This window comes from Psychrobacter cibarius (assembly GCF_016107535.1).
Lineage (GTDB): Bacteria > Pseudomonadota > Gammaproteobacteria > Pseudomonadales > Moraxellaceae > Psychrobacter > Psychrobacter cibarius.
This window is the reverse complement of record NZ_JABASQ010000022.1, coordinates 14007-33402: the sequence shown is the minus strand read 5'-3', so window position 1 is coordinate 33402 and position 19396 is coordinate 14007. Positions and strand designations below refer to the sequence as shown.

Genomic DNA, 19396 nt, shown 5'->3' with positions numbered 1-19396 from the left:
ACGATTGTTAAAACCAATATCTATGTTTTAGCGAGTACTTATAGAAATGGATAGAAATCATTCGCTTACTTGACGTTAACTTGTTATATTTTCACAATATTTAGGCTAAGATTTACAACCAATGAAATACCTCGTCGATACAAATTATCAGCCAATCCTACTTTGTTAGCAAAGATTTGGTAGAGCGGCTGCTATTAATAACGGAGTAACACGGGCACTATTGTTTATCCCATCGATCTGCTTTTATAATGTCAGGCATGGGTACTCGTTACCAATAGTTAGTTTGAAATGATTAAAATAAAATTGTCTTATCGATATAGATGAACAATGGGCGAATACGGTTATCTATGATTTTTTTTGGGTCATTATTTCGATCACAACTTGCGCATGACGACCAATCTAATCTGCGTGCTCTATTGCATGCGGTTATCGAACGTCTGTGCCAGCGTTATAAGCTAACCTTGTCATTGGCCTTTTGCCTATGCTTAGGATCGTCTTCTGTTCATGCCAGTCATCCTGATATCTCGCTCGAAGCCCATGTACCCAAACTATCCATTGCTGATAAGAACGACAAGGCTGTCAGTAGCGACGGCATTGATAATAGCCACTCAACGCTACCAGCAATTGCTCCTAACAACACACAACCAATAGAAAATGTCGCCAATATTAATGGGCTAGCACCAACTACCTTATGGCAACCTGAGCTCAAAGAGCCTAGCCTGTATGCGCTGCTTGATGCAGAATTTGCAGCAGATCGCGGTGATAGACAACGAGCGATTACCATCTATAAGCAGCAAGCATTTAAAGAAGATGCAACTGCCGTATTTGAAAGAGCGCTCAGCCTTTCTTTACGCACTGAAAGGGTTGAGAAATCGTTACAATTTGCCAAGTCATGGCAAGACCAAAATCCAGATCACGTGCCTGCTTGGTTCTATGTGGCGCATTTGGCCCTGAGAGCACACGATTATCTGTTAGCTGGTGAAACATTGAATCGTATTTTGCTTTATGACCCTAGAGCGGACTTAAGCGAAATCCTTATCGGTATCTATCCAAACAATGATGAAGACAAACGTGAATTACTTGCCGCTTTGCAACCACTAGATAGCGAGCAGAATGCCTCATTGTCGGTATTGAAAGCAGGGTTGCTTTACCAATTTAACGAGCCTGAGATTGCCATTGTCCATATCAATCGTGCGCTAGAACGCCAGCCTGACTATGTACCTTTTATTACGCTAAAGGCAGACATACTGCGCAAAATCGTCACGGCTGAAACCGTCGTCAATTATGTGAGCCAAGCGCGCCTGCGTAACCCCGATAGTAAAAGTCTCTATCTGTACGAGATTCGCTACTTGCTTGACTTAAAGCAAAGCCAAGAAGCGTGGCAATTATTGCTGGATGCCCATGGTCGCTTTGCTGATGATGCCGAGATTACTTTGTTGGCTGCGTTGGTGAGCTTAGACATCGAAGAATATAACAGTGCCGATGAGCTACTCAATATGCTCGCAAAAAACCCCGCTTACCTTGATCAAGCTTATTATTATCTTGGTATCAGTGCCGAGCGTCAGCAGCACTTTGACCAAGCCAAATACTATCTCAACGGTGTCATGCAAGAAGACTTGGTATTAGAGGCTCGTAGAAAAGTAGTGGCTTTTGAATTGCTTAACGATGATGTGGATGCGGCGATTGCTACTTTAGAAAAATTGCGTAAAGACTTCAACGTCTTTGCGCCAGATACCTTTGTGCTACAAGCTGATATTTTATGGCAGCAAAATGAGTCCGAAGAAGCCCTGCGCCTACTAACCAAAGCTGCTCGCAAGTATCCTGATAATGAAATGCTCTTGTTTGCACGCGCCCAGCTCCTTGATGACAAAGACGACTATATCGTTAAGCGCACCTTGCTCAATCATCTGCAAATACTTGACCCAACCAACCTCTCCTACCAGCTCAGTTACGCGCAGTTATTGCTAGCCAATGAACGCAGTTCGGAACAAGGATTGGCATTGGCCACCGCCATCATTCAAATTCGCTATGATGACCCACGTTATGACAATGAGCTGCACCTGCAAGCGCTGAATGTGTTGGCTGGCAATGCATTGGCCAATGAGAACTACCAACAAGTCATCGACTACCTACAAACCCCTTACGATGTGTTTCCTACCTTGCGCTCTGGCAGCTTACTGCTGCGCGCTTATCAAGGTTTAGGCAACAATGAAAAAGTCGAGGCATTACTCGCAGACTTGCAGCAGCGCTTCTCATTTGGGCAACACAATATCAATGACCGCATACAGCTTTACTGACCCGTCATTTTATAGTGGATAAATCGTTGCGTGCTATGATTACAAGGCACTCATAAGATACTAACAGCCACGCATAACTGAGTAACATACAACCATTAAGCTAATCTATTTTCGAAACAATGATTTCGTAAATTTGTCTATCTTTGAGGAAACATCATGTCAGTATTGGTCCATGCTAATAAGCCTAATAAATTGGCGCTATTCGCTGCCGTGACAACCGCGCTCGTCATCACGTCTGGTTGTCAATCACTAAAAACAGCCAACGCTACTAACCAACCCAGCGCGACCTTACAAGGTCAAAACGCTGAGCCACCGCAAAAGCTTGAGAACTTTAATATCACTGGCAAAATCGGTGTAACGATGCCCGCCAATGACACCACAGGCACTCAAGGTGGCAGTGCGTTCTATGCATGGGGGCAGCAGAATGATCGCTTTGCCATTGAGCTGATCGGCGCGCTCGGCATTGGTAAAACCAACATCGAGTATAATGGTCAAACCGCCACTTTAGTCAGCGAAAAAACAGGTACCTTAACTGCTGATGATCCTGAGACTTTGCTCAAAAAGGCCACAGGGTGGCAAGCGCCTATTTCACAAATGCCCTATTGGATATCTGGTCGCCCAGCGCCTTCCGATAGCGCACCACAGCTCGATGATCAAAATCGTTTAATCAGCTCAGTCAATGGTGAATGGACCGCAAGCTTCACCTATAAAGGATCCGACAAGTTACCAAATAAAATCAGTGCCGTACTGCCACAAGGCAATAAGGTAGTAATGACGATCAATCATTGATTAGTCACGTAAATACGATGAAAATTGCTGATTATTGATTACTATAGCCGTTTATGACTGAAACTTATGATTAAGAACTTAGCTGTGTTGCCTGCTTCTTCTATTTCTCGCTTATCGCCAGCAAAAATCAACTTGTTTTTGCACATTACTGGCAAACGGGCTGACGGCTATCATAATTTACAAACCGTTTTTCGCTTGCTCGATTGGGGCGATTATTTGCATTTTTCAGTCACGGATGATGTGGTGATTTCTACGGTAGATAATGCCTTAGATGCCAATGAGCTCTGTCACCAACTTATAATATTGGCTGGTGCAGAGACTATAACTGCCGATATAGAAGACAACTTAATTTTTAAAGCAGCGCGTGCATTGATAGCGTCTGCCATACAATCAAATACTCTACCTGAGCAGTTAGCACAGGTGCATATCGCTTTAGATAAGCATTTGCCGATGGGTGCAGGCTTGGGTGGCGGCTCATCCAATGCCGCAACGACATTGATGACACTTAATGAAATTTGGCAGCTTAATTTTGATCAAGATACGCTTATAAAAATTGCTGCCACTATTGGCGCAGATGTGCCGATTTTTATCTTTGGGCAAGATGCGATTGCGATGGGTATTGGCGAGAAACTGACCGCAATCAAGTTGCCCGACCAGCAATATTTAGTATTGACGCCCAATGCTCACGTTAATACTGCCCAGCTGTTCGCGCATCCTAAATTACAACGTGATATCGCTGTGCTATCGGTTGAGACAATTAAAAATAAACAAGCCGACTATGTACAAACTCTGACCACGCCCTATCAAAATGTCTTTACGCCAGTGGTAACCAGTCTTGCTCCTGCCGTCAGCGAAGCATTACGTTACTTACAAGGGTTAGAGGCGCAAGCACTCGGCACAGCACGAATGACGGGCTCTGGTAGCGCGGTGTTCTTGCCTTTGGATGCAAGCGTGGCTACTGACAAAGCACTTTTAGCAAAGTGGATTGAAGAGGCGCCTTGTTCTGCCTATTTAGTTCGTAATCTATGAGTTAGGTTTGAGCTGCAGTGTGCAAATAAAATGATTATAAATACAACGTAAAGCGTTTTATTGACCCGATATTCGTTGTTTTTGACCTATTTTTCAATAAACGCCATAAAAAGGCGCAAATGACTTGCAAATTCTGAAAATTTAATTATAATAGGTCGCCTCAATAGGGGTATAGCCAAGTTGGTAAGGCATCAGGTTTTGATCCTGACATCCGTTGGTTCGAGTCCAGCTACCCCTGCCATTTTTTAGTACGAAGCGTTTAATATGCAGTGATCATAGGTGGTTTATAAATAGCCGCTTATCTTATTGACATTGACAACGTTATCCCAGTTTCGGTATAGTTCGCAATGGACACCGCTAGGGAAAGTTATGTTTTAAATGGTTTATCCGTTTATAATATAGCGAACAGGTCGTGACGCTATTCTAACAATGACTTTTATTAAAAGTTGCTTTTAGATATCGACGTACACAGCCTAGACATTACAGGGGTATAGCCAAGTTGGTAAGGCATCAGGTTTTGATCCTGACATCCGTTGGTTCGAGTCCAGCTACCCCTGCCATTTTTTACTGTAATAGTAGTCATCAAAACTTTTCACCACTCTTTTCTGAATTTGAGCAGTTTGACACTGCTTAGCGGTCGCTGCTTGAGTCAATCAATAGGACTTCTGTCATGCCTTATTTGGCGATTTTTACGGGTAATGCCCACCCTGAATTAGCAAAAACCGTAGCCGATCATCTCCATATACCTCTTGGTAAAGCTGATATCACGCGTTTTTCTGATGGCGAAATCGCCGTAGAAATCAAAGAACACGTGCGCGGTAAAGACGTGTTTATCATGCAGCCAACTTGTGCACCAACCAATGACAATTTGATGGAAATCATGATGATGGCGGACGCTTTGCGTCGCTCTAGTGCGGGTCGCATCACAGCAGTCATGCCCTACTTCGGTTATGCCCGTCAAGACCGTCGCCCTCGTTCAGCTCGTGTACCTATCTCTGCTAAAGTCGTCGCTGACATGCTAAACATCGTCAGTATCGATCGCGTGATGACGGTTGATTTGCACTCAGATCAGATTCAAGGCTTCTTTGACATTCCTGTAGACAATATCTACGGCACGCCTGTATTGCTTAACGACCTACAAAAACAAGATTACGACAACATCATGGTTGTTTCACCTGATGTGGGCGGCGTGGTGCGTGCGCGTGCTATGGCTAAACAGTTGGGCGATACTGACATGGCGATTATCGATAAACGCCGTGCCCGTGCCAATGAGTCGCAAGTCATGCACATCATCGGTGACGTGCGTGATCGTGATTGCGTCATCGTTGATGACATGGTTGATACCGCAGGTACGCTATGTAAAGCAGCTGAAGCATTGAAAGCAAACGGTGCACGTCGCGTATTGGCTTATATTACGCACCCTGTCCTATCAGGCAACGCACTACAAAATATCAGCGAATCTGCGCTAGACGAAGTCGTTGTTACCGATACGATTCCATTGTCTGAAGCGGCAAAAGCCTGTAGCAAAATCCGCCAAGTGAGTATCGCACCGATGCTTGCTGAAAGCTTACGCCGTATCAATAACGAAGAATCTATCAGCGCCATGTTTGACGCTTAGACTTTTAATGAGCACTCGCTCTACTTTCTGTTGGCAATGCTCGTTATAAAACACTGCTTAAGTTTAAAAAAAAGCGTCAAGTATCTTTACTTGACGCTTTTTTTGCCTATTGGTGTTGCACAGTCATTTTGCGTAGGTCTTTATTATTACTACAAAATCACGTATAATGCGCGCCTGTGCCAACCATTTGTTCGATTTAATTAGGTTGGCATTCTCAAAAGTGCTGATCATGCCCAAAAGTAACGATTGTCATGATAATGACTATCCAAAAAATCGTTATGATGAGCAAATGGCTACATTTAGCAATTGTGAATTTTGTTAGCAATCATAAATGTTGGCTATCATCACGTATTAGTGGATTGGTCGCAAATCCACTTTTTTATGACCAGACACTTCATCATTCTTTTTATAGGATTATATCCATGAGCATTAATCATTTTGAACTAAACGCTGTTGATCGTTCTGCTGAGCAACAAGGTAAAGGTGCGAGCCGCCGCCTACGTAAGCAGAATCTAGTTCCTGCTATCATCTATGGTGGTAACGAAGAGCCAACGTCTATCTCAATCAAGATCAACGAGCTAGTAAAGTCACTTGAATTCGAAGCGTTCTTCTCACACATTTTGACAATCAATGTTGATGGCGTAGAGCATCAAGCGGTTATCAAAGACTTGCAACGCCATCCAGCTAAAGGCTTCCCAATGCATGCTGATTTCCAGCGCGTTGTGAAAGGTCAGAAAATCAACATGAACGTTCCTGTGCATTTTGCTGGTCGTGAAGAAGCGCCTGGTACTAAAGCTGGTGGTGTTCTATCAACGCTAGTATCTGATATCGAAATCGTTTGCCTACCATCACAATTACCTGAATACCTAGAAATTGACGTATCAGGCATGGAAATCGGTGATCTATTCCGTCTATCAGACATCAAACTACCTGAAGGCGTTATCATCTTTGATCTTGACATGGAAGATGCTCACGACCGTACTATCGTTAACATGCAGCCACCAACGGTTGAAGAAGTTGACGCAGACGCTGAAGAAGTTGATGCTGCTGACGTACCTGCTACTGAGCAAGGTACTGAAGACAAAGACGGCGAATAATAAACCACCGTTACATAGAGCACGCAATCTAGCGTCTGCTATGTAATACAAGGTTTGTTTAGTCAAAAAACAGCAGGTGATAAATATCTCCTGCTGTTTTTGTAAGTAAGGTTTGAAAAATAACAGATATGCTATGAATAAATAGCATAATCACAAACCTTATGCCTCATTTATTCAATTTAAGCAGGGTGTTTTTATGGCCATAAAGCTTATTGTCGGTCTTGGTAATCCTGGTCAGCAGTATATGTTTACACGTCATAATGCAGGGTTTTGGTTTGTCCATCACTTGGCTCAGCAGTTCAACATTACCCTCTCTCATGATAAAAAATTTCATGGAGTAACAGGACGTGGGCAGATTCATGGGCATGACGTACGTCTATTGATGCCGCTCACCTTTATGAATAAGTCTGGTCAGTCAGTGGTGCCGATGGTGAAGTTTTATGGCATTGAAAATGATGAGTTACTGATTGCTCATGATGAGCTCGATATTCCAGCTGGCAGTATCAAACTTAAGACGAATGGTGGTCATGGCGGTCATAATGGTCTGCGTGATATCACCCCTCATATCGGCAACGACTTCCATCGTTTGCGTATTGGTATTGGTCATCCTGGTCATAAGTCTAAAGTTAGTGGTCATGTGCTCTCAAAAGCTGCGCCCGATGAACAGATTGCCATTGATAGCGCTCTGACAGCAGCATTTGAAGCGCTACCATTATTACTAAATGGCGATATTGAAAAAGCACGTTCACAAATTAATGGCTTCAAGCTGCCGGAATAAAATCATGCTTTAACCATAATAGCCTTTTATTTTAGCAAGTTATCCCCCATTAACCTTTTGATTTGAATCATTAATCTCAGTTACGCTAAGGAAGCAACCTATGCTACTTAATATGCTTAAATGCAAATTACACCGTGCTCGCGTCACCCATGCCGAACTTCATTACGAAGGCTCATGCGGTATCGATGGTGATTTATTGGATCTTGCTGGTCTGCGCGAAAATGAGTCTATCGATATCTACAATGTGACCAATGGTAAGCGCTTTCGCACCTACGCTATCCGCGCTGAAGCGGGTTCTGGTATCATCTCGCTAAATGGTGCGGCGGCTCACATGGCAGATTTAGGCGATATCGTTATCATCTGTGCCTATGCTCATTTTGATGAAGTAGAAGCGGCAACCTACCAGCCAAAACTGGTGTATTGCAATGAAGACAACACCGTAAAAGACACGGCAAACATCATTCCGGTACAAGTGGCTTAAAGCACCGGAACACCGAAGATTTTTGGATAAAGCAAGGATAAATAATCGACTAAGCTGTTGAAGTTATTCTTATTATCCAACCAAAACCGCTATGCTAATATGAGAGCTGAATCTCCATTCTGATTCAGCTTTTTTTATGCCATTTTTATATGGCAAATTCACATTTTATACCACTCTTAAAAGATGAAGTCGTCAGAAAAATAAATGTCAGCGCTATGTTTTTAAGCTAAATGAATTTGACACGGCTAAGCGTATTTTTAGGTTTGGTATTAACACTAATAAGGAAACAGACTGATGTGGTTGGCAGTTATTGCAGTATTGATCGGACTAGCTATTCTTGTTTGGAGTGCAGACCTTTTTGTTGATGGCGCCACTGCCTTAGCAAAAAAATTCAACGTCCCTAGTTTCTTAATCGGTGTGTTGATTTTGGGTGTGGGTACATCCGCCCCTGAGATGGTCGTGTCAGTATTGGCGGCACTAGAAGGCAGCCCTGATTTGGCATTAGGCAACGCTTATGGCTCAAACATCATCAATATTGCGCTGGTATTGGGTGCAACCGTATTGATTAGTCCTATTATCATTCGTAAGGGCATCATCAAGCGTGATTTACCTCTATTAGTATTGATTACTATGGTCGCCGCATGGCAGCTGCGTGATGGGCAATTAGACCAAGCAGATGCGATTGTGTTGATAGCGCTGCTGGTCGTGACTTTAGGCATTCAGATTGTACTAAGCTTACGTGAAGGCAACCATGAGCACGAAGGAGAACCCATAGCAGAAAGCATCGATGCTGAACATATCGAGCAAACCCTAACACGGGGACTCATCAGCTTAGTTATCGGCATGCTTTTACTGGTCATTAGCTCACGAGCTATAGTTTGGGGTGCAGTAGAATTGGCAACGCTGTGGGGCGTGAGCGAACTGGTGATTGGATTGACGATTGTTGCTGTGGGGACATCGTTACCTGAGCTGGTATCGAGCCTATCAGCCGCCCGTAAAGGCGAACACGACATGGCACTGGGTAATATTATTGGCTCTAATATATTTAACACCTTGGGCGTTGTTGGTCTCGCAGCGCTTATAGCGCCAATCACAGTCAGTCCAATTATCTTATCGCGCGATATAGTGGCGATGGGATTGGTCACCTTGTTACTCTTGGTATTGTGCGGGTTTGCCTTTATGAGTAAGCGTCCATTCGGTCGCACTTCTGGGTCGACTTTGGTCTTATTCTTTGTCGGCTATACTTTATGGCTGATACAAACCGTCAACCTGTAACGCTTAAAGTGTATTAACAGACCTAAAAATGCATGAACAGACTATGGCGATGATAATGGGGTTTATTTTCCTTGCTTGCGATTTCTAATCACCCGCCATAGTCCTTCATTCTCTGTTTTTGGCATTTTTAAGGTAATGGTATTCGATAGCATATCTTGCACTGCGAGACCACGTGGGTTAAAGAGGCAAAAAGCATAGTTAAAGACAAAGCCCAAAAAGGCACTGGTCAATAAAACAGCACGCGAGCCATCGATGACACTACCAATGATACCAAATATAAGTGGCATGATACTGGCCGCTAAAATCCGCTTAAATGACTGTCCCCACGTTAGCAAATGACCATTACTATTGACCGTCTTCAACCGCCAAGTTTGCATACCTAATGTCTGCCCACCACGACGCCAAAATATCCCATAGAATCCGACTAACGTCAGTATAAAAGACGGCGTCATAATCACGTTTTGATACCACGTTGGCAGCGACTGCGCTTGAGAAGAGTCTGTACCGGTATTCATGGTCAGCAATGTACCAATCACGGTTAGCAGGGTACCGACCAAAAACAACAACGCTAAAATTAACATGCCATCATAAAGAATGGCTGCCATACGAGTGCCAGGTTTAGCAATCGTTAGCTCTTCAACGTCAGAGGCATAGTGTGCTGAGGCTTTAGTTTTAGCAGCAGATTTGGTAGGTCGTTTAGGTAAACTCTTTGACATGGTACAAGCTCATAGCAAGCAGTGAATAATGACTCTATTGTACCGTAATTCACTGTCTTATCGTACATTATCCTAAGATGCCGTAAGTCATATAACCATGTCGTATGACTCATCAGCTCATAAGACTATCACACAGAAATTGCAGACATAAAAAAATCGCCAAATTGTCATAAGACAGGCGATTATTTTAAGGTTTCTTTAACTGGGTTAAAGAAGTGATGATGCAAATGGTGCGCTTGGAGAGATTCGAACTCCCGACCCCTTAGTTCGTAGCCAAGTGCTCTATCCAACTGAGCTACAAGCGCGTACTTTGCACATCATTTACTGCGTTGTTAAGAAACAATTGCAGCAAATTAGGTTGGTTATTATATAGATAATTTCGCTTGTGTCAATATCTTTTTTTATTAAAATCAAATTATTTTTTGCTTTAATAAAACAGAAGATTATTAACGCTTTTATATCGCGTCACTACTCTACTAAAAACCGAATAAATGGAGGTGAAGGAGGGATTCGAACCCTCGATACGCGTAAACGTATGGTTCCTTAGCAGGGAACTGGTTTCAGCCACTCACCCACTTCACCAAACGACGTAAGACTTTTTAAGTTCTAAAAAATAGTATTATTGCTGATAATACGTCTTATCCCGTGGGCGAGTATTATAGCAAAGCCAAAACGAATTGCAAGCACTGTCTACAAATTTAATGCAGTTTTTATCATATTTATTTATTTATGGGGTTTCATAGCCTCTTGAGCAGCTCAAATATCAATAAAAACCAGTAAAAACGATGTTTAAGTTAGTCAGCACGCTCTGGGTTGTTGTTAATTGATGGATTAATGGATGGATTGTCTATGTATCATCTCTCACCTACTATGGCTTTTTTAGCAGTGGGTGTCTATAGTATTTGTTACTCATTTTAGGTTATGTCAAAGGAATTTTTATGCGACCAGTGGTACTGTGTTTTTCAGGATTAGACCCCTCAGGCGGCGCTGGATTACAAGCGGATATTGAAGCCATCGGTCAAGCAGGTGCGCATGCTGCCATTGCTTGTACAGCTATTACCATACAAAACTCGCAGCAAGTCTTTGGTTTTGAAGCTTGTGCAGCAAGTTTGGTAAAGGATCAGGCCACCGCAGTGCTCGATGATTTGCCTGTTGCAGTTATTAAGTCAGGTATGTTGGGTACGACTGATAATATCGCTATGCTGACTCAGTTTTTTGCCGAGCGCCTTATCACCGCTGATACGCCATTTGTATTAGATCCCGTATTGGTTGCCAATAGTGGTGGCAGTTTGGGCGATGAAAAGACGCTCGTTAGCGCATTTAGGGAACTGTTACCATACGCGACCCTCATCACACCGAATACTCATGAGCTACGCGCATTAAGCGGTGAGCAAGACTTACATATTGGCGCGCAAAAACTATGCGCCCAAGGCACCTATGCTGTATTGGTAAAGACCTCACACGACTTTGATAGTGGCGATATAGAGCAGTATTTGTACATAAAGGGTGAGATGGTACATAAAAGCACCTTGCCGCGCTTAACGGGCGAGTTTCATGGCTCTGGCTGTTCACTTGCCAGCTTTATCGCTGGGCGCTTAGCAATGGGTGATGCGCTTATCGATGCAGTAAGAGCAGCAGACAGCTGGATTACCCAGACGCTGCGAGCCGCTGATGCACCGCACCCTAATAATGAGCAAGCCCAATTAATACCCAATCGTTTTATAGACTTTCAGCATAACCTCTAAATAAGCAATAAAAAAAGGGCGCTCTATATCTCGTAGAGCGCCCTTTTTTAGATAGCTATTGGTAATTTTAGATAGCGGCTTTCAAGTGACCATTAATCCAGCTCAACCCAACATCGGCATGAAGCTCGCAGCAAAGCCACCAATAAACATCTCAAGCAAAATAAAAGCAATGAAGGCGACCATTGGTGATAAATCAATCATGCCCAAGTTTGGCGTGATTCGACGAAATGGTGCCAAGATTGGCTCCGCTAAATCGACAATAATACCAATAATCGGATGCTGAGATTGGGTAAATACCACAATCCAGCTGACAATGATGGAGCCAATGACGAGATAGCGACACATACGTAAAAAGTCTAATACCAAGCTGATAGTACCAGTGAAAAATAACGGTACAGGAGCGATACCTTTATGGGTCAGTGCTGCTTTTCCAGAGATATCGATCAAACGAATCAAAAACATCAGGACGATAGCCGCAATACTGATACGCCCTTGCCCGACGGTTGGAAAAATACGCCCAAACACATCGACAATGTGCGTGGCTTTATAAGCAGGCGCAATCATGGGGTTGCTGGCATCCATCCCTGCAAATTGCAGCATAAAGCGAATAAACACCAACATCATGACGAAGGTGGTGACCAAATCAAAGATTTGAAATAACATGTTGTTCATGAAGTGCTACTCAATGTGACATTATTAACAGGTTTTGGGATGACGACTGTCATTACTAGGTACTTGGTATTGGTGCTTAGTATTAACGCTCAGGCGCGTCATGCGCTTGTAGCAAATAACGCGCCTGATATAGGGATGATTATTTACTCATCTCTTCACTCAAGGCTTGGCTACGGTCATAGCAGGCCTGCATAGCCTCAACGATTTGACCACCGATATCATTGGCTTGCATTGACTCAACGGCGGCTTGGGTTGTCCCATTTGGAGAGGTAACCTTGCGACGCAATTCAGCAGGTGCATCCTCACTATTCATCGCCATTTTTGCCGCGCCTAGCATGGTTTGCATAGCGAGCGCTGAAGCCTGCTCTTTATCCAGCCCAAGAGCGACTGCCCCATCGACCATCGATTCAATGAAGTAAAACATATACGCTGGTGCTGACCCTGATACGGCGGTTACCGCATGCATGTGTTCTTCATTATCGACCCACATGACCAAACCTGATGCTTCCATCACCGCCGTTGCTAACTGCTTTTGTTCAGCAGAAATATTATCAGTACCGTACAGACCCGTTGCGCCCATTTGAATCATTGCAGGGGTATTTGGCATCGCGCGGACGATATTGTCATAGCCACCCAACATGTCAGATAGAAGCTCAGTTGACAAACCTGCTGCCACTGAAATCACCAGCTGCTTGTTTAAGATATCCGCAAAGCTACTGACTACCGCTTTCATCACTTGCGGTTTGACCGCCAGCACCACAATGTCAGCATCGATAACGGCAGCTTTTGCATCAGCAGTTGGATCAACCGTGTTCAATCCTTTAGCAGCCAATTGCTCACGCGCCTCACTACTAGGATCAGCAACGGTAATTAAACTCGGCTTGACACCGCAGCTGACAAGCCCGCTAATCAAAGCCTGCGCCATATTACCGCCACCGATAAAGCTGATTTTCTTATTATCTAATACTGACATACATGTCTCCTATTCAACAATCCAAAGGTACTCAAACTAACATAATGATAGGTAAAATGACACTCAGTTTACCATACTGCTACTGGCATCGTTTGATAAATTGACGGCATCTAGCCCGGCTGTAAGCTCCGTTGAACCACTTAATTACCATGGACTATTGCACAACCAAACGGTTAAATTAACAAGGGCATTATGTAAAATCAGTGACGGAGAGTAATATGTTTTTCATTCGTAAAGCTAACCCAGAGGATTATGCAGACATTGCTAACATTCACTTCAAAAGTTGGCATGTAGCCTATTTAGATTTGCTACCAGTGTCCTATATCAATGATAAAAACAACTTATGTAATAAGACAAAAATGTGGCAGGAGTTAATGGCGCATCCTGATGTTATTGTCTGGATAGCATATGATGCTCATCATCATAATTTGGGGTTTATTGGCTACTTCGTTAATAATAAAAATTATGAAATTACCACGTTGTATGTTTTGCCCGACTACCAAGGATTGGGTATAGGCACTCAATTAATGACAGTATCATTGAAAGCTCTCTTAGAATCTCATATCCATGCCCATTTTTATTTATGGGTATTAGAAAATAATGTGGCTGCTATTGATTTCTATCAAAAATTTGGCTTTGTAGCTAATGGCGAAAAGAGTGAAGAATGCTACAAAAGCACGCAAATAATAGATATCAAAATGGTTAGAAAACTTGTTGACCTAATGTCCTAGATAACCTGACCTTCCCAAAGATTTAGATCGCCAATATTAAAAAGCGTTATTGATGCTTAGACTGTTTCTAATAACACTATCTAAAACACCAGTATTGTCTATCGTGTCTATTAGCGATCTACTCGTCCCTAGTATCCAGCGCTCAAAAGGTGAAACCAGCAATAATGGCCACTCTTTATCCTGCTGTACGGATACGGCACTGACCACCACCAAACTCTCGCGCAACCATACAGGTACACCAAGCGTTTGATATAGTTTCTTGCCCGCTTGTGGACGTGATGCCAATGCAGTTTGCACACGCTGTTGACGACCTAATGGTGCAAAGGTAATCTCAAACTTCTCATCACCATCTTGGTCGCTGTCTAATAGCTCTGCCAAGGCATTTGGCATCATTTGCGCTTGCCAAGTCAATTTATTATCCCTGCGTAAGGTAACTGACACAGGCTGGGCAGCCGCTGAATCAGCATCAGCCACAACAAAATCAGATAAGGGTTGAATCTGTTTGGTAAGCGGTAATGCTAACCACTTGCGCCACTCACTGCTTAAACGATAAAGCTGCTGACGGTAGCGGCAAATCGTATAGGACTGCTTACGAGCTTGCCAAAAAAGCGCCGTTTGGTGATCAGCATCTCCACGTTGGCTTAGCATAAATACATCATCGACCAGCTGCTTAGCAGGCGGTAACGGTTCATCTTGACCGAGCCAATGATGCAATAGTTTCCGCTGACGATAAATGGGTAATGCTTGTAGCTTGTCTATACTTAGCACACGCTGGGCAGACGATAGCTGTAATGATGCTACCTCTATCTGCTGTAAATCTTCTGCCGCTTGTGCATTGATTATTAATTGGGCATCACGCAATAGCTGTGCGCTACGGGCGATATTGTCAATGACATTAGAATTATAGGTCGCCAATACTGGCATGATGTCGAGGCGTAGCCCACTACGTACATTATCGCCAGCATCATTGGTTGGGTCATCAATATAAGGGAGCTTTAGGCGCTGAGCGTAATTGCTGATATTGCCGCGTTTGACCATCAGCCAAGGTCGCCATAATGCCATACGCTGTGCGCCCTGCGTTTGGATACGCCACGGCTGCATACCCGACAGACCATTCACCCCAGCGCCTTGTATCAGCCGCATCAGCACCGTCTCTGCTTGGTCATCGGCATGATGTGCTAAGAGCAATACATCATCTTGATTGAGTTGCGCTCGCATGACATCATAACGAGCTTGCCTTGCGGCTTGCTCATCATGACCATTCACTTGCGCACGTAAAATCCGACACGGTATCTGCTGCACTGCTGCCCAATGAGCGACATGCATCGCCCAAGTGTCACTATCTGCTTGCAAACCATGGTTGACATGCAGCAATTGCGGCAAAAATGGCAACTTACCTTGGCGATAGAGCTGCAAACACAGCGCAGCCAATGCTAATGAATCACGACCACCACTACACGCCAGCCAAAGCCGTCGACCGTGCAGCTGTTCACCATATTCAACCATACTGCTCAATAATGCTTGTGCCAGATCGGCATCGACAGGCAAGTCTGCGATTGGCTTCATAGGATGCGGGAGGATTGCACTGCTGGTCATAATCAGCCTTATTTATTTAGCATACATACATGAATTGACATATAAATGAATCAGCTTATACGTCAGCTACGACATCAGTTACAGCGTCAGTTACAGCGTCAGTTACGACGTATATTAACAGCCACAAAAAAACGCGCCATAAAATGACGCGTTTTTATTTTAGCATTAAGACTCAGTCTCTAATATGAAAAGCTTTGTGTCCATGAATAGCGGCTTAGTAACAGAGGTGTGATAGCGACCAATTAGGCAGGCAACATCACTTCTGAGTTAAAGGTTTTCAGCTTCTCATAACGCAGCTCACAACGCGCTTGTGCGTCTAAATCTTTAATCTCATCTAACTGCTCAGCAATAAGTGCTTTCAAGGCGATCATGACTGGCTGCGGCTTGATATGTGCGCCTTCACCTTCTTCAATGACGGCATCAATCAGCCCCATTTGATATAAATTAATCGCATTTAATTTCAAGGCTTCACTAGCGTCTTGTGCTTTTTCAGCTGTTTTCCACAGGATAGAGGCACAGCCTTCCGGAGAGATAACCGAATAAATACTATTTTGTAGCATATTGACTTTGTCACCAACACCAATTGCCAACGCCCCACCTGAGCCGCCTTCACCGATGATAGTCACGATAATAGGCACTTTTAGGCTAGAAAAAACGGCGATACTTTCGGCAATGGCTTGCGCTTGTCCGCGCTCTTCAGCACCGATACCCGGATAAGCGCCTTGGGTATCGACAAAGGTCATCACAGGAATATTAAAGCGCTCAGCCATTTTGACCAAACGAATCACTTTGCGGTACCCTTCAGGATTGGCCATGCCAAAGTTATGGGCAATACGCTCACGGGTACTGCGACCGCGATGTTGACCAATCACCATCACAGGCTGACCATCAAAACGCGCCAGACCACCAAGTATGGCTTTGTCATCGGCAAAAGCACGATCACCGTGCAGCTCATCGAATTCGGTAAACAGCTGATTAACATAGTCCATAAATAATGGACGCTTGGCGTGCCGTGCAAGCTGCACACTATCCCAGACAGTGCTCATAGACGCTTCCCTTTAATAATTATACTTAATGTATTTATGTTTAAGAATAATATCGTTATCGATTTTCAGATAATGAAAGTACAGTTGTAAACTCAATAGAAGCTATAGTAGCACATCTTAAATGGCATGACATTACTGACAAAGCCGCTTTTGTTACGTTAATCTATAGCATACTCATTACAATAGTAACGGCATCATGTTGATCGTCAGTGCAAAGCAGCGCTGCCTAGCCCTCAACCACGCTCAGCGTCACGCCCCATTTGGCAAACTGCTCAATCTCAGTATGCAAATCGGGCAATAAGAAAGCATAATGCTCACTGTTATCGGCAACGGTGATTTGCCAGCAATGATCATCCATGGCTTGTAACTGTAATTCTGGTAATTCATGATCGCTGCGGCTGTGATGCGCCAGTACGGCTAAGCGTAGCAGCAGACAAAGATAAACGAGCTGATTACCACCAATATTACAGGTCTGCTCTAACATATCAGCCTTGAGCTTACGACGATGATTGAGCATCAGCTGTGCCATGCGCTTTTGATCGACTTGTGAGAATCCTGGAATATCAGAATACTCAAGCAAATACGCGCTATGCTTATGATAACTACTATGACTGATGGCCAATCCTATCTCATGCAAGAAAGCCGCACGTCTGAGTAAATCACAATCATCATTGGTAAGGGCGAGCTTCTCCTTCACTTGCTCAAATAAATGACGACTGGTTTTCACCACTTGTTTGGCTTGTTTTTTGTCCCCTGAATAACGCTTAATCAGCGCCAGCACACTGCGGTCACGAACATCTTCGCTAGCAAAGCGTCCAAGCATGTCGTACATCACACCTTCACGTAGTGCACCATCTGAGTAAGTAATGGTATCTACACCCAGCACTTTCATGACTGCACGCAGTACCGCAACGCCTGCTGGGAAGACGGCTTTGCGATGTTCCTTAACACCTTCTAAATCGATGTCATCGACGTTGCCAATTTTAAGCAACAGTTTCTCTAACTTTTTGACACCTTTATAAGTGATGCGCTCTTGCTCATCAGCCCAGCCCTTAGATACCAGCACATTACGTACCGCTTTAATCGTCCCACTCGAGCCAACCACACTACTCCAGCCCAATTTTTGATAACGACCCTGAATCGCTAACACTTCTTTGCGAGCGGCTGATATCGCATTATTAAAGGCTTCTTTCGTGATTTGACCATCGGCAAAGTACTTCTGGGTAAAGGCGACACAGCCCATCTGCAAACTCTCGGTCAATAGCGGATCGAACTCTTGACCAATGATAAACTCTGTCGAACCGCCACCAATATCGATGACCAAACGCTTGTCACTACTGGCATTGGTGTGTGAGACGCCCAAATAAATCAAGCGTGCCTCTTCTCGTCCCGCGATAATCTCAATGGGTTTCGGCAATATTTTATTGGCACGGGCAATAAAGTCATTGGCGTTTTTGGCTTGGCGTAAAGCGTTGGTCGCGACCACGCGAATGCGTTCGGGTGGTACCGAATCCAAACGCGCCACAAATCGGCTCAAACAGTCGAGACCTCGCTGTGCAGCTGCCGCACTTAAGATATTATTCTCATCCAAACCTGCGGCGAGCTGTACTTTTTCAGACATAGAAACGACTTTTCGCACCTCACCATGGTCAAGACGCGCAATGGCCAGATGAAAACTATTGGAACCGATATCAATGGCTGCCATCATTTCATCATCAGCAAGCGGCGGATTTGTAAGGTAGTCAATAGGCATAAGAGGAATCGTTACCGTGTTGGATAAAAGGGAGAGGATATGCGCTAAAAATCAGATGATTGGGTCATATAAACATCATAGCTGCACCAAATAGAGCCATTTACGCAAAGCGGCTCACGTATTTGACGTAATTTTCGCCATTAAAGCATTTATGCCAAACACTGGCAAGTGACCCAAATGCTAATTAAGCAGCAAGCGCATCATCAACAAAATAACAAATGCGCCATAAACATCCATTGCTTGTGTTAAGGATATCGTTTTGCTACATTAAAAACGACCAATATTATAATAAATAACAGTCACTTAATGAGCGCCAGCCGCTTTATTAAAACAGAAAGCCCCCTAATATCTATACTCAAGAAACGATTAGCAAGGAAGCTAAACAAATGAATCAAGCGACCACACAAAACACTACCAAAAACGCCGATGCTCAAGCGGTCAGCAATGCTAAAAAAAACATGATGACAACCGTCAGCCCAACAAAGCAGAAATTTTATGACTTCTATTTAGCTGAACATCAAAACATGGCTTGCCGCCGCTTACATTTTGCTGGTAGTAGCTTTGGCTTATTGGGACTCGCAAAGTCGGTCAAAACCGCTTCGCCAAAACCATTACTTAAAGGTATCGCTGCTGGATATGCTTGCGCTTGGGTCGGTCATTTTTTCTTTGAAAAAAACAAACCTGCCTCGTTCAAATTTCCTTTAAAAAGCTTTGCTAGCGACTTTCGTATGTACAGTGATGTCCTACGCGGTAGACTCAGCTTAAAAGACCGTAAATTTGATAAAATCGGACGATCATAA

17 protein-coding genes and 4 tRNA genes are annotated in these 19396 nt (G+C 43.8%); 13 read left to right on the top strand and 8 right to left on the bottom strand.

Translation table 11 applies throughout. The features are described from left to right. The first annotated feature begins 347 nt into the window (after window positions 1–347). From JFC08_RS11315 to JFC08_RS11270, 10 genes are all read left to right on the top strand, one after another. Window positions 348–2297 (top strand): tetratricopeptide repeat protein, encoded by a 1950-nt coding sequence (locus JFC08_RS11315; RefSeq protein ID WP_198330762.1) that lies wholly within the window; start codon window positions 348–350, stop codon window positions 2295–2297. 156 nt (window positions 2298–2453) lie between these two features. Next, on the top strand, window positions 2454–3086 hold the full coding sequence (lolB, locus tag JFC08_RS11310; protein ID WP_055123583.1) for a lipoprotein insertase outer membrane protein LolB: 633 nt from the start codon (window positions 2454–2456) through the stop codon (window positions 3084–3086). Between the two features lie 66 nt (window positions 3087–3152). Continuing rightward, a complete protein-coding gene (ispE, locus tag JFC08_RS11305) occupies window positions 3153–4115 on the top strand; it encodes a 4-(cytidine 5'-diphospho)-2-C-methyl-D-erythritol kinase (protein WP_198330761.1) in 963 nt (320 codons plus the stop codon). Window positions 4116–4280: 165 nt separating this feature from the next. Next, window positions 4281–4356: transfer RNA gene (locus JFC08_RS11300), tRNA-Gln, on the top strand. Between the two features lie 243 nt (window positions 4357–4599). Continuing rightward, window positions 4600–4675 (top strand) — tRNA-Gln (locus JFC08_RS11295). 110 nt (window positions 4676–4785) lie between these two features. Beyond that, window positions 4786–5733, top strand: coding sequence for a ribose-phosphate pyrophosphokinase (locus JFC08_RS11290; protein WP_045452669.1), 948 nt, complete (start codon window positions 4786–4788; stop codon window positions 5731–5733). Window positions 5734–6155: 422 nt separating this feature from the next. Then, window positions 6156–6830, top strand: coding sequence for a 50S ribosomal protein L25/general stress protein Ctc (locus JFC08_RS11285; RefSeq protein ID WP_045443278.1), 675 nt, complete (start codon window positions 6156–6158; stop codon window positions 6828–6830). A 196-nt stretch (window positions 6831–7026) separates the two neighbouring features. Further along, window positions 7027–7608, top strand: coding sequence for an aminoacyl-tRNA hydrolase (gene pth, locus JFC08_RS11280; RefSeq protein ID WP_198330760.1), 582 nt, complete (start codon window positions 7027–7029; stop codon window positions 7606–7608). A gap of 100 nt (window positions 7609–7708) precedes the next feature. Continuing rightward, the gene (gene panD / locus JFC08_RS11275; RefSeq protein WP_045443274.1) at window positions 7709–8089 is read left to right on the top strand and encodes an aspartate 1-decarboxylase; all 381 of its coding nucleotides are present in this window, start codon (window positions 7709–7711) and stop codon (window positions 8087–8089) included. A 294-nt stretch (window positions 8090–8383) separates the two neighbouring features. Further along, window positions 8384–9364: a calcium/sodium antiporter gene (locus JFC08_RS11270; RefSeq protein ID WP_198330759.1), complete on the top strand. Its 981-nt coding sequence runs from the start codon at window positions 8384–8386 to the stop codon at window positions 9362–9364. A 62-nt stretch (window positions 9365–9426) separates the two neighbouring features. Here JFC08_RS11270 and JFC08_RS11265 read toward each other — a convergent pair whose 3' ends face one another. The 3 genes from JFC08_RS11265 to JFC08_RS11255 all read right to left on the bottom strand — a co-directional run bounded on the left by JFC08_RS11265 (window position 9427) and on the right by JFC08_RS11255 (window position 10662). After that, window positions 9427–10080 (bottom strand): RDD family protein, encoded by a 654-nt coding sequence (locus tag JFC08_RS11265; RefSeq protein WP_198330758.1) that lies wholly within the window; start codon window positions 10078–10080, stop codon window positions 9427–9429. Window positions 10081–10308: 228 nt separating this feature from the next. Further along, window positions 10309–10385: transfer RNA gene (locus JFC08_RS11260), tRNA-Arg, on the bottom strand. A gap of 187 nt (window positions 10386–10572) precedes the next feature. Beyond that, window positions 10573–10662 (bottom strand) — tRNA-Ser (locus JFC08_RS11255). Between the two features lie 356 nt (window positions 10663–11018). Between JFC08_RS11255 and JFC08_RS11250 the strand changes: the two genes are divergently transcribed. After that, window positions 11019–11825: a hydroxymethylpyrimidine/phosphomethylpyrimidine kinase gene (locus tag JFC08_RS11250; protein WP_198330757.1), complete on the top strand. Its 807-nt coding sequence runs from the start codon at window positions 11019–11021 to the stop codon at window positions 11823–11825. 102 nt (window positions 11826–11927) lie between these two features. On the opposite strand, the gene JFC08_RS11245 is transcribed toward JFC08_RS11250, so the two are convergent. Then, window positions 11928–12497, bottom strand: a complete 570-nt coding sequence (locus JFC08_RS11245) for a YggT family protein (protein WP_087814728.1) — start codon at window positions 12495–12497, stop codon at window positions 11928–11930. 139 nt (window positions 12498–12636) lie between these two features. Further along, a complete protein-coding gene (proC, locus tag JFC08_RS11240) occupies window positions 12637–13470 on the bottom strand; it encodes a pyrroline-5-carboxylate reductase (RefSeq protein ID WP_198330756.1) in 834 nt (277 codons plus the stop codon). Between the two features lie 218 nt (window positions 13471–13688). Between proC and JFC08_RS11235 the strand changes: the two genes are divergently transcribed. Then, window positions 13689–14201 carry a GNAT family N-acetyltransferase gene (locus tag JFC08_RS11235; protein ID WP_198330755.1) on the top strand — a complete coding sequence of 171 codons (513 nt, stop codon included), beginning with the start codon at window positions 13689–13691 and terminating at the stop codon, window positions 14199–14201. A 36-nt stretch (window positions 14202–14237) separates the two neighbouring features. On the opposite strand, the gene tilS is transcribed toward JFC08_RS11235, so the two are convergent. From tilS to ppx, 3 genes are all read right to left on the bottom strand, one after another. Next, window positions 14238–15797, bottom strand: a complete 1560-nt coding sequence (tilS, locus tag JFC08_RS11230; protein WP_198330754.1) for a tRNA lysidine(34) synthetase TilS — start codon at window positions 15795–15797, stop codon at window positions 14238–14240. A 242-nt stretch (window positions 15798–16039) separates the two neighbouring features. Next, on the bottom strand, window positions 16040–16843 hold the full coding sequence (locus JFC08_RS11225) for an acetyl-CoA carboxylase carboxyltransferase subunit alpha (RefSeq protein ID WP_087814733.1): 804 nt from the start codon (window positions 16841–16843) through the stop codon (window positions 16040–16042). Between the two features lie 226 nt (window positions 16844–17069). Continuing rightward, a complete protein-coding gene (gene ppx, locus JFC08_RS11220; protein ID WP_198330753.1) occupies window positions 17070–18596 on the bottom strand; it encodes an exopolyphosphatase in 1527 nt (508 codons plus the stop codon). Between the two features lie 458 nt (window positions 18597–19054). Here ppx and JFC08_RS11215 point away from each other — a divergent pair, with 458 nt between their 5' ends. Continuing rightward, window positions 19055–19396 (top strand): Mpo1-like protein, encoded by a 342-nt coding sequence (locus tag JFC08_RS11215; RefSeq protein ID WP_227697748.1) that lies wholly within the window; start codon window positions 19055–19057, stop codon window positions 19394–19396.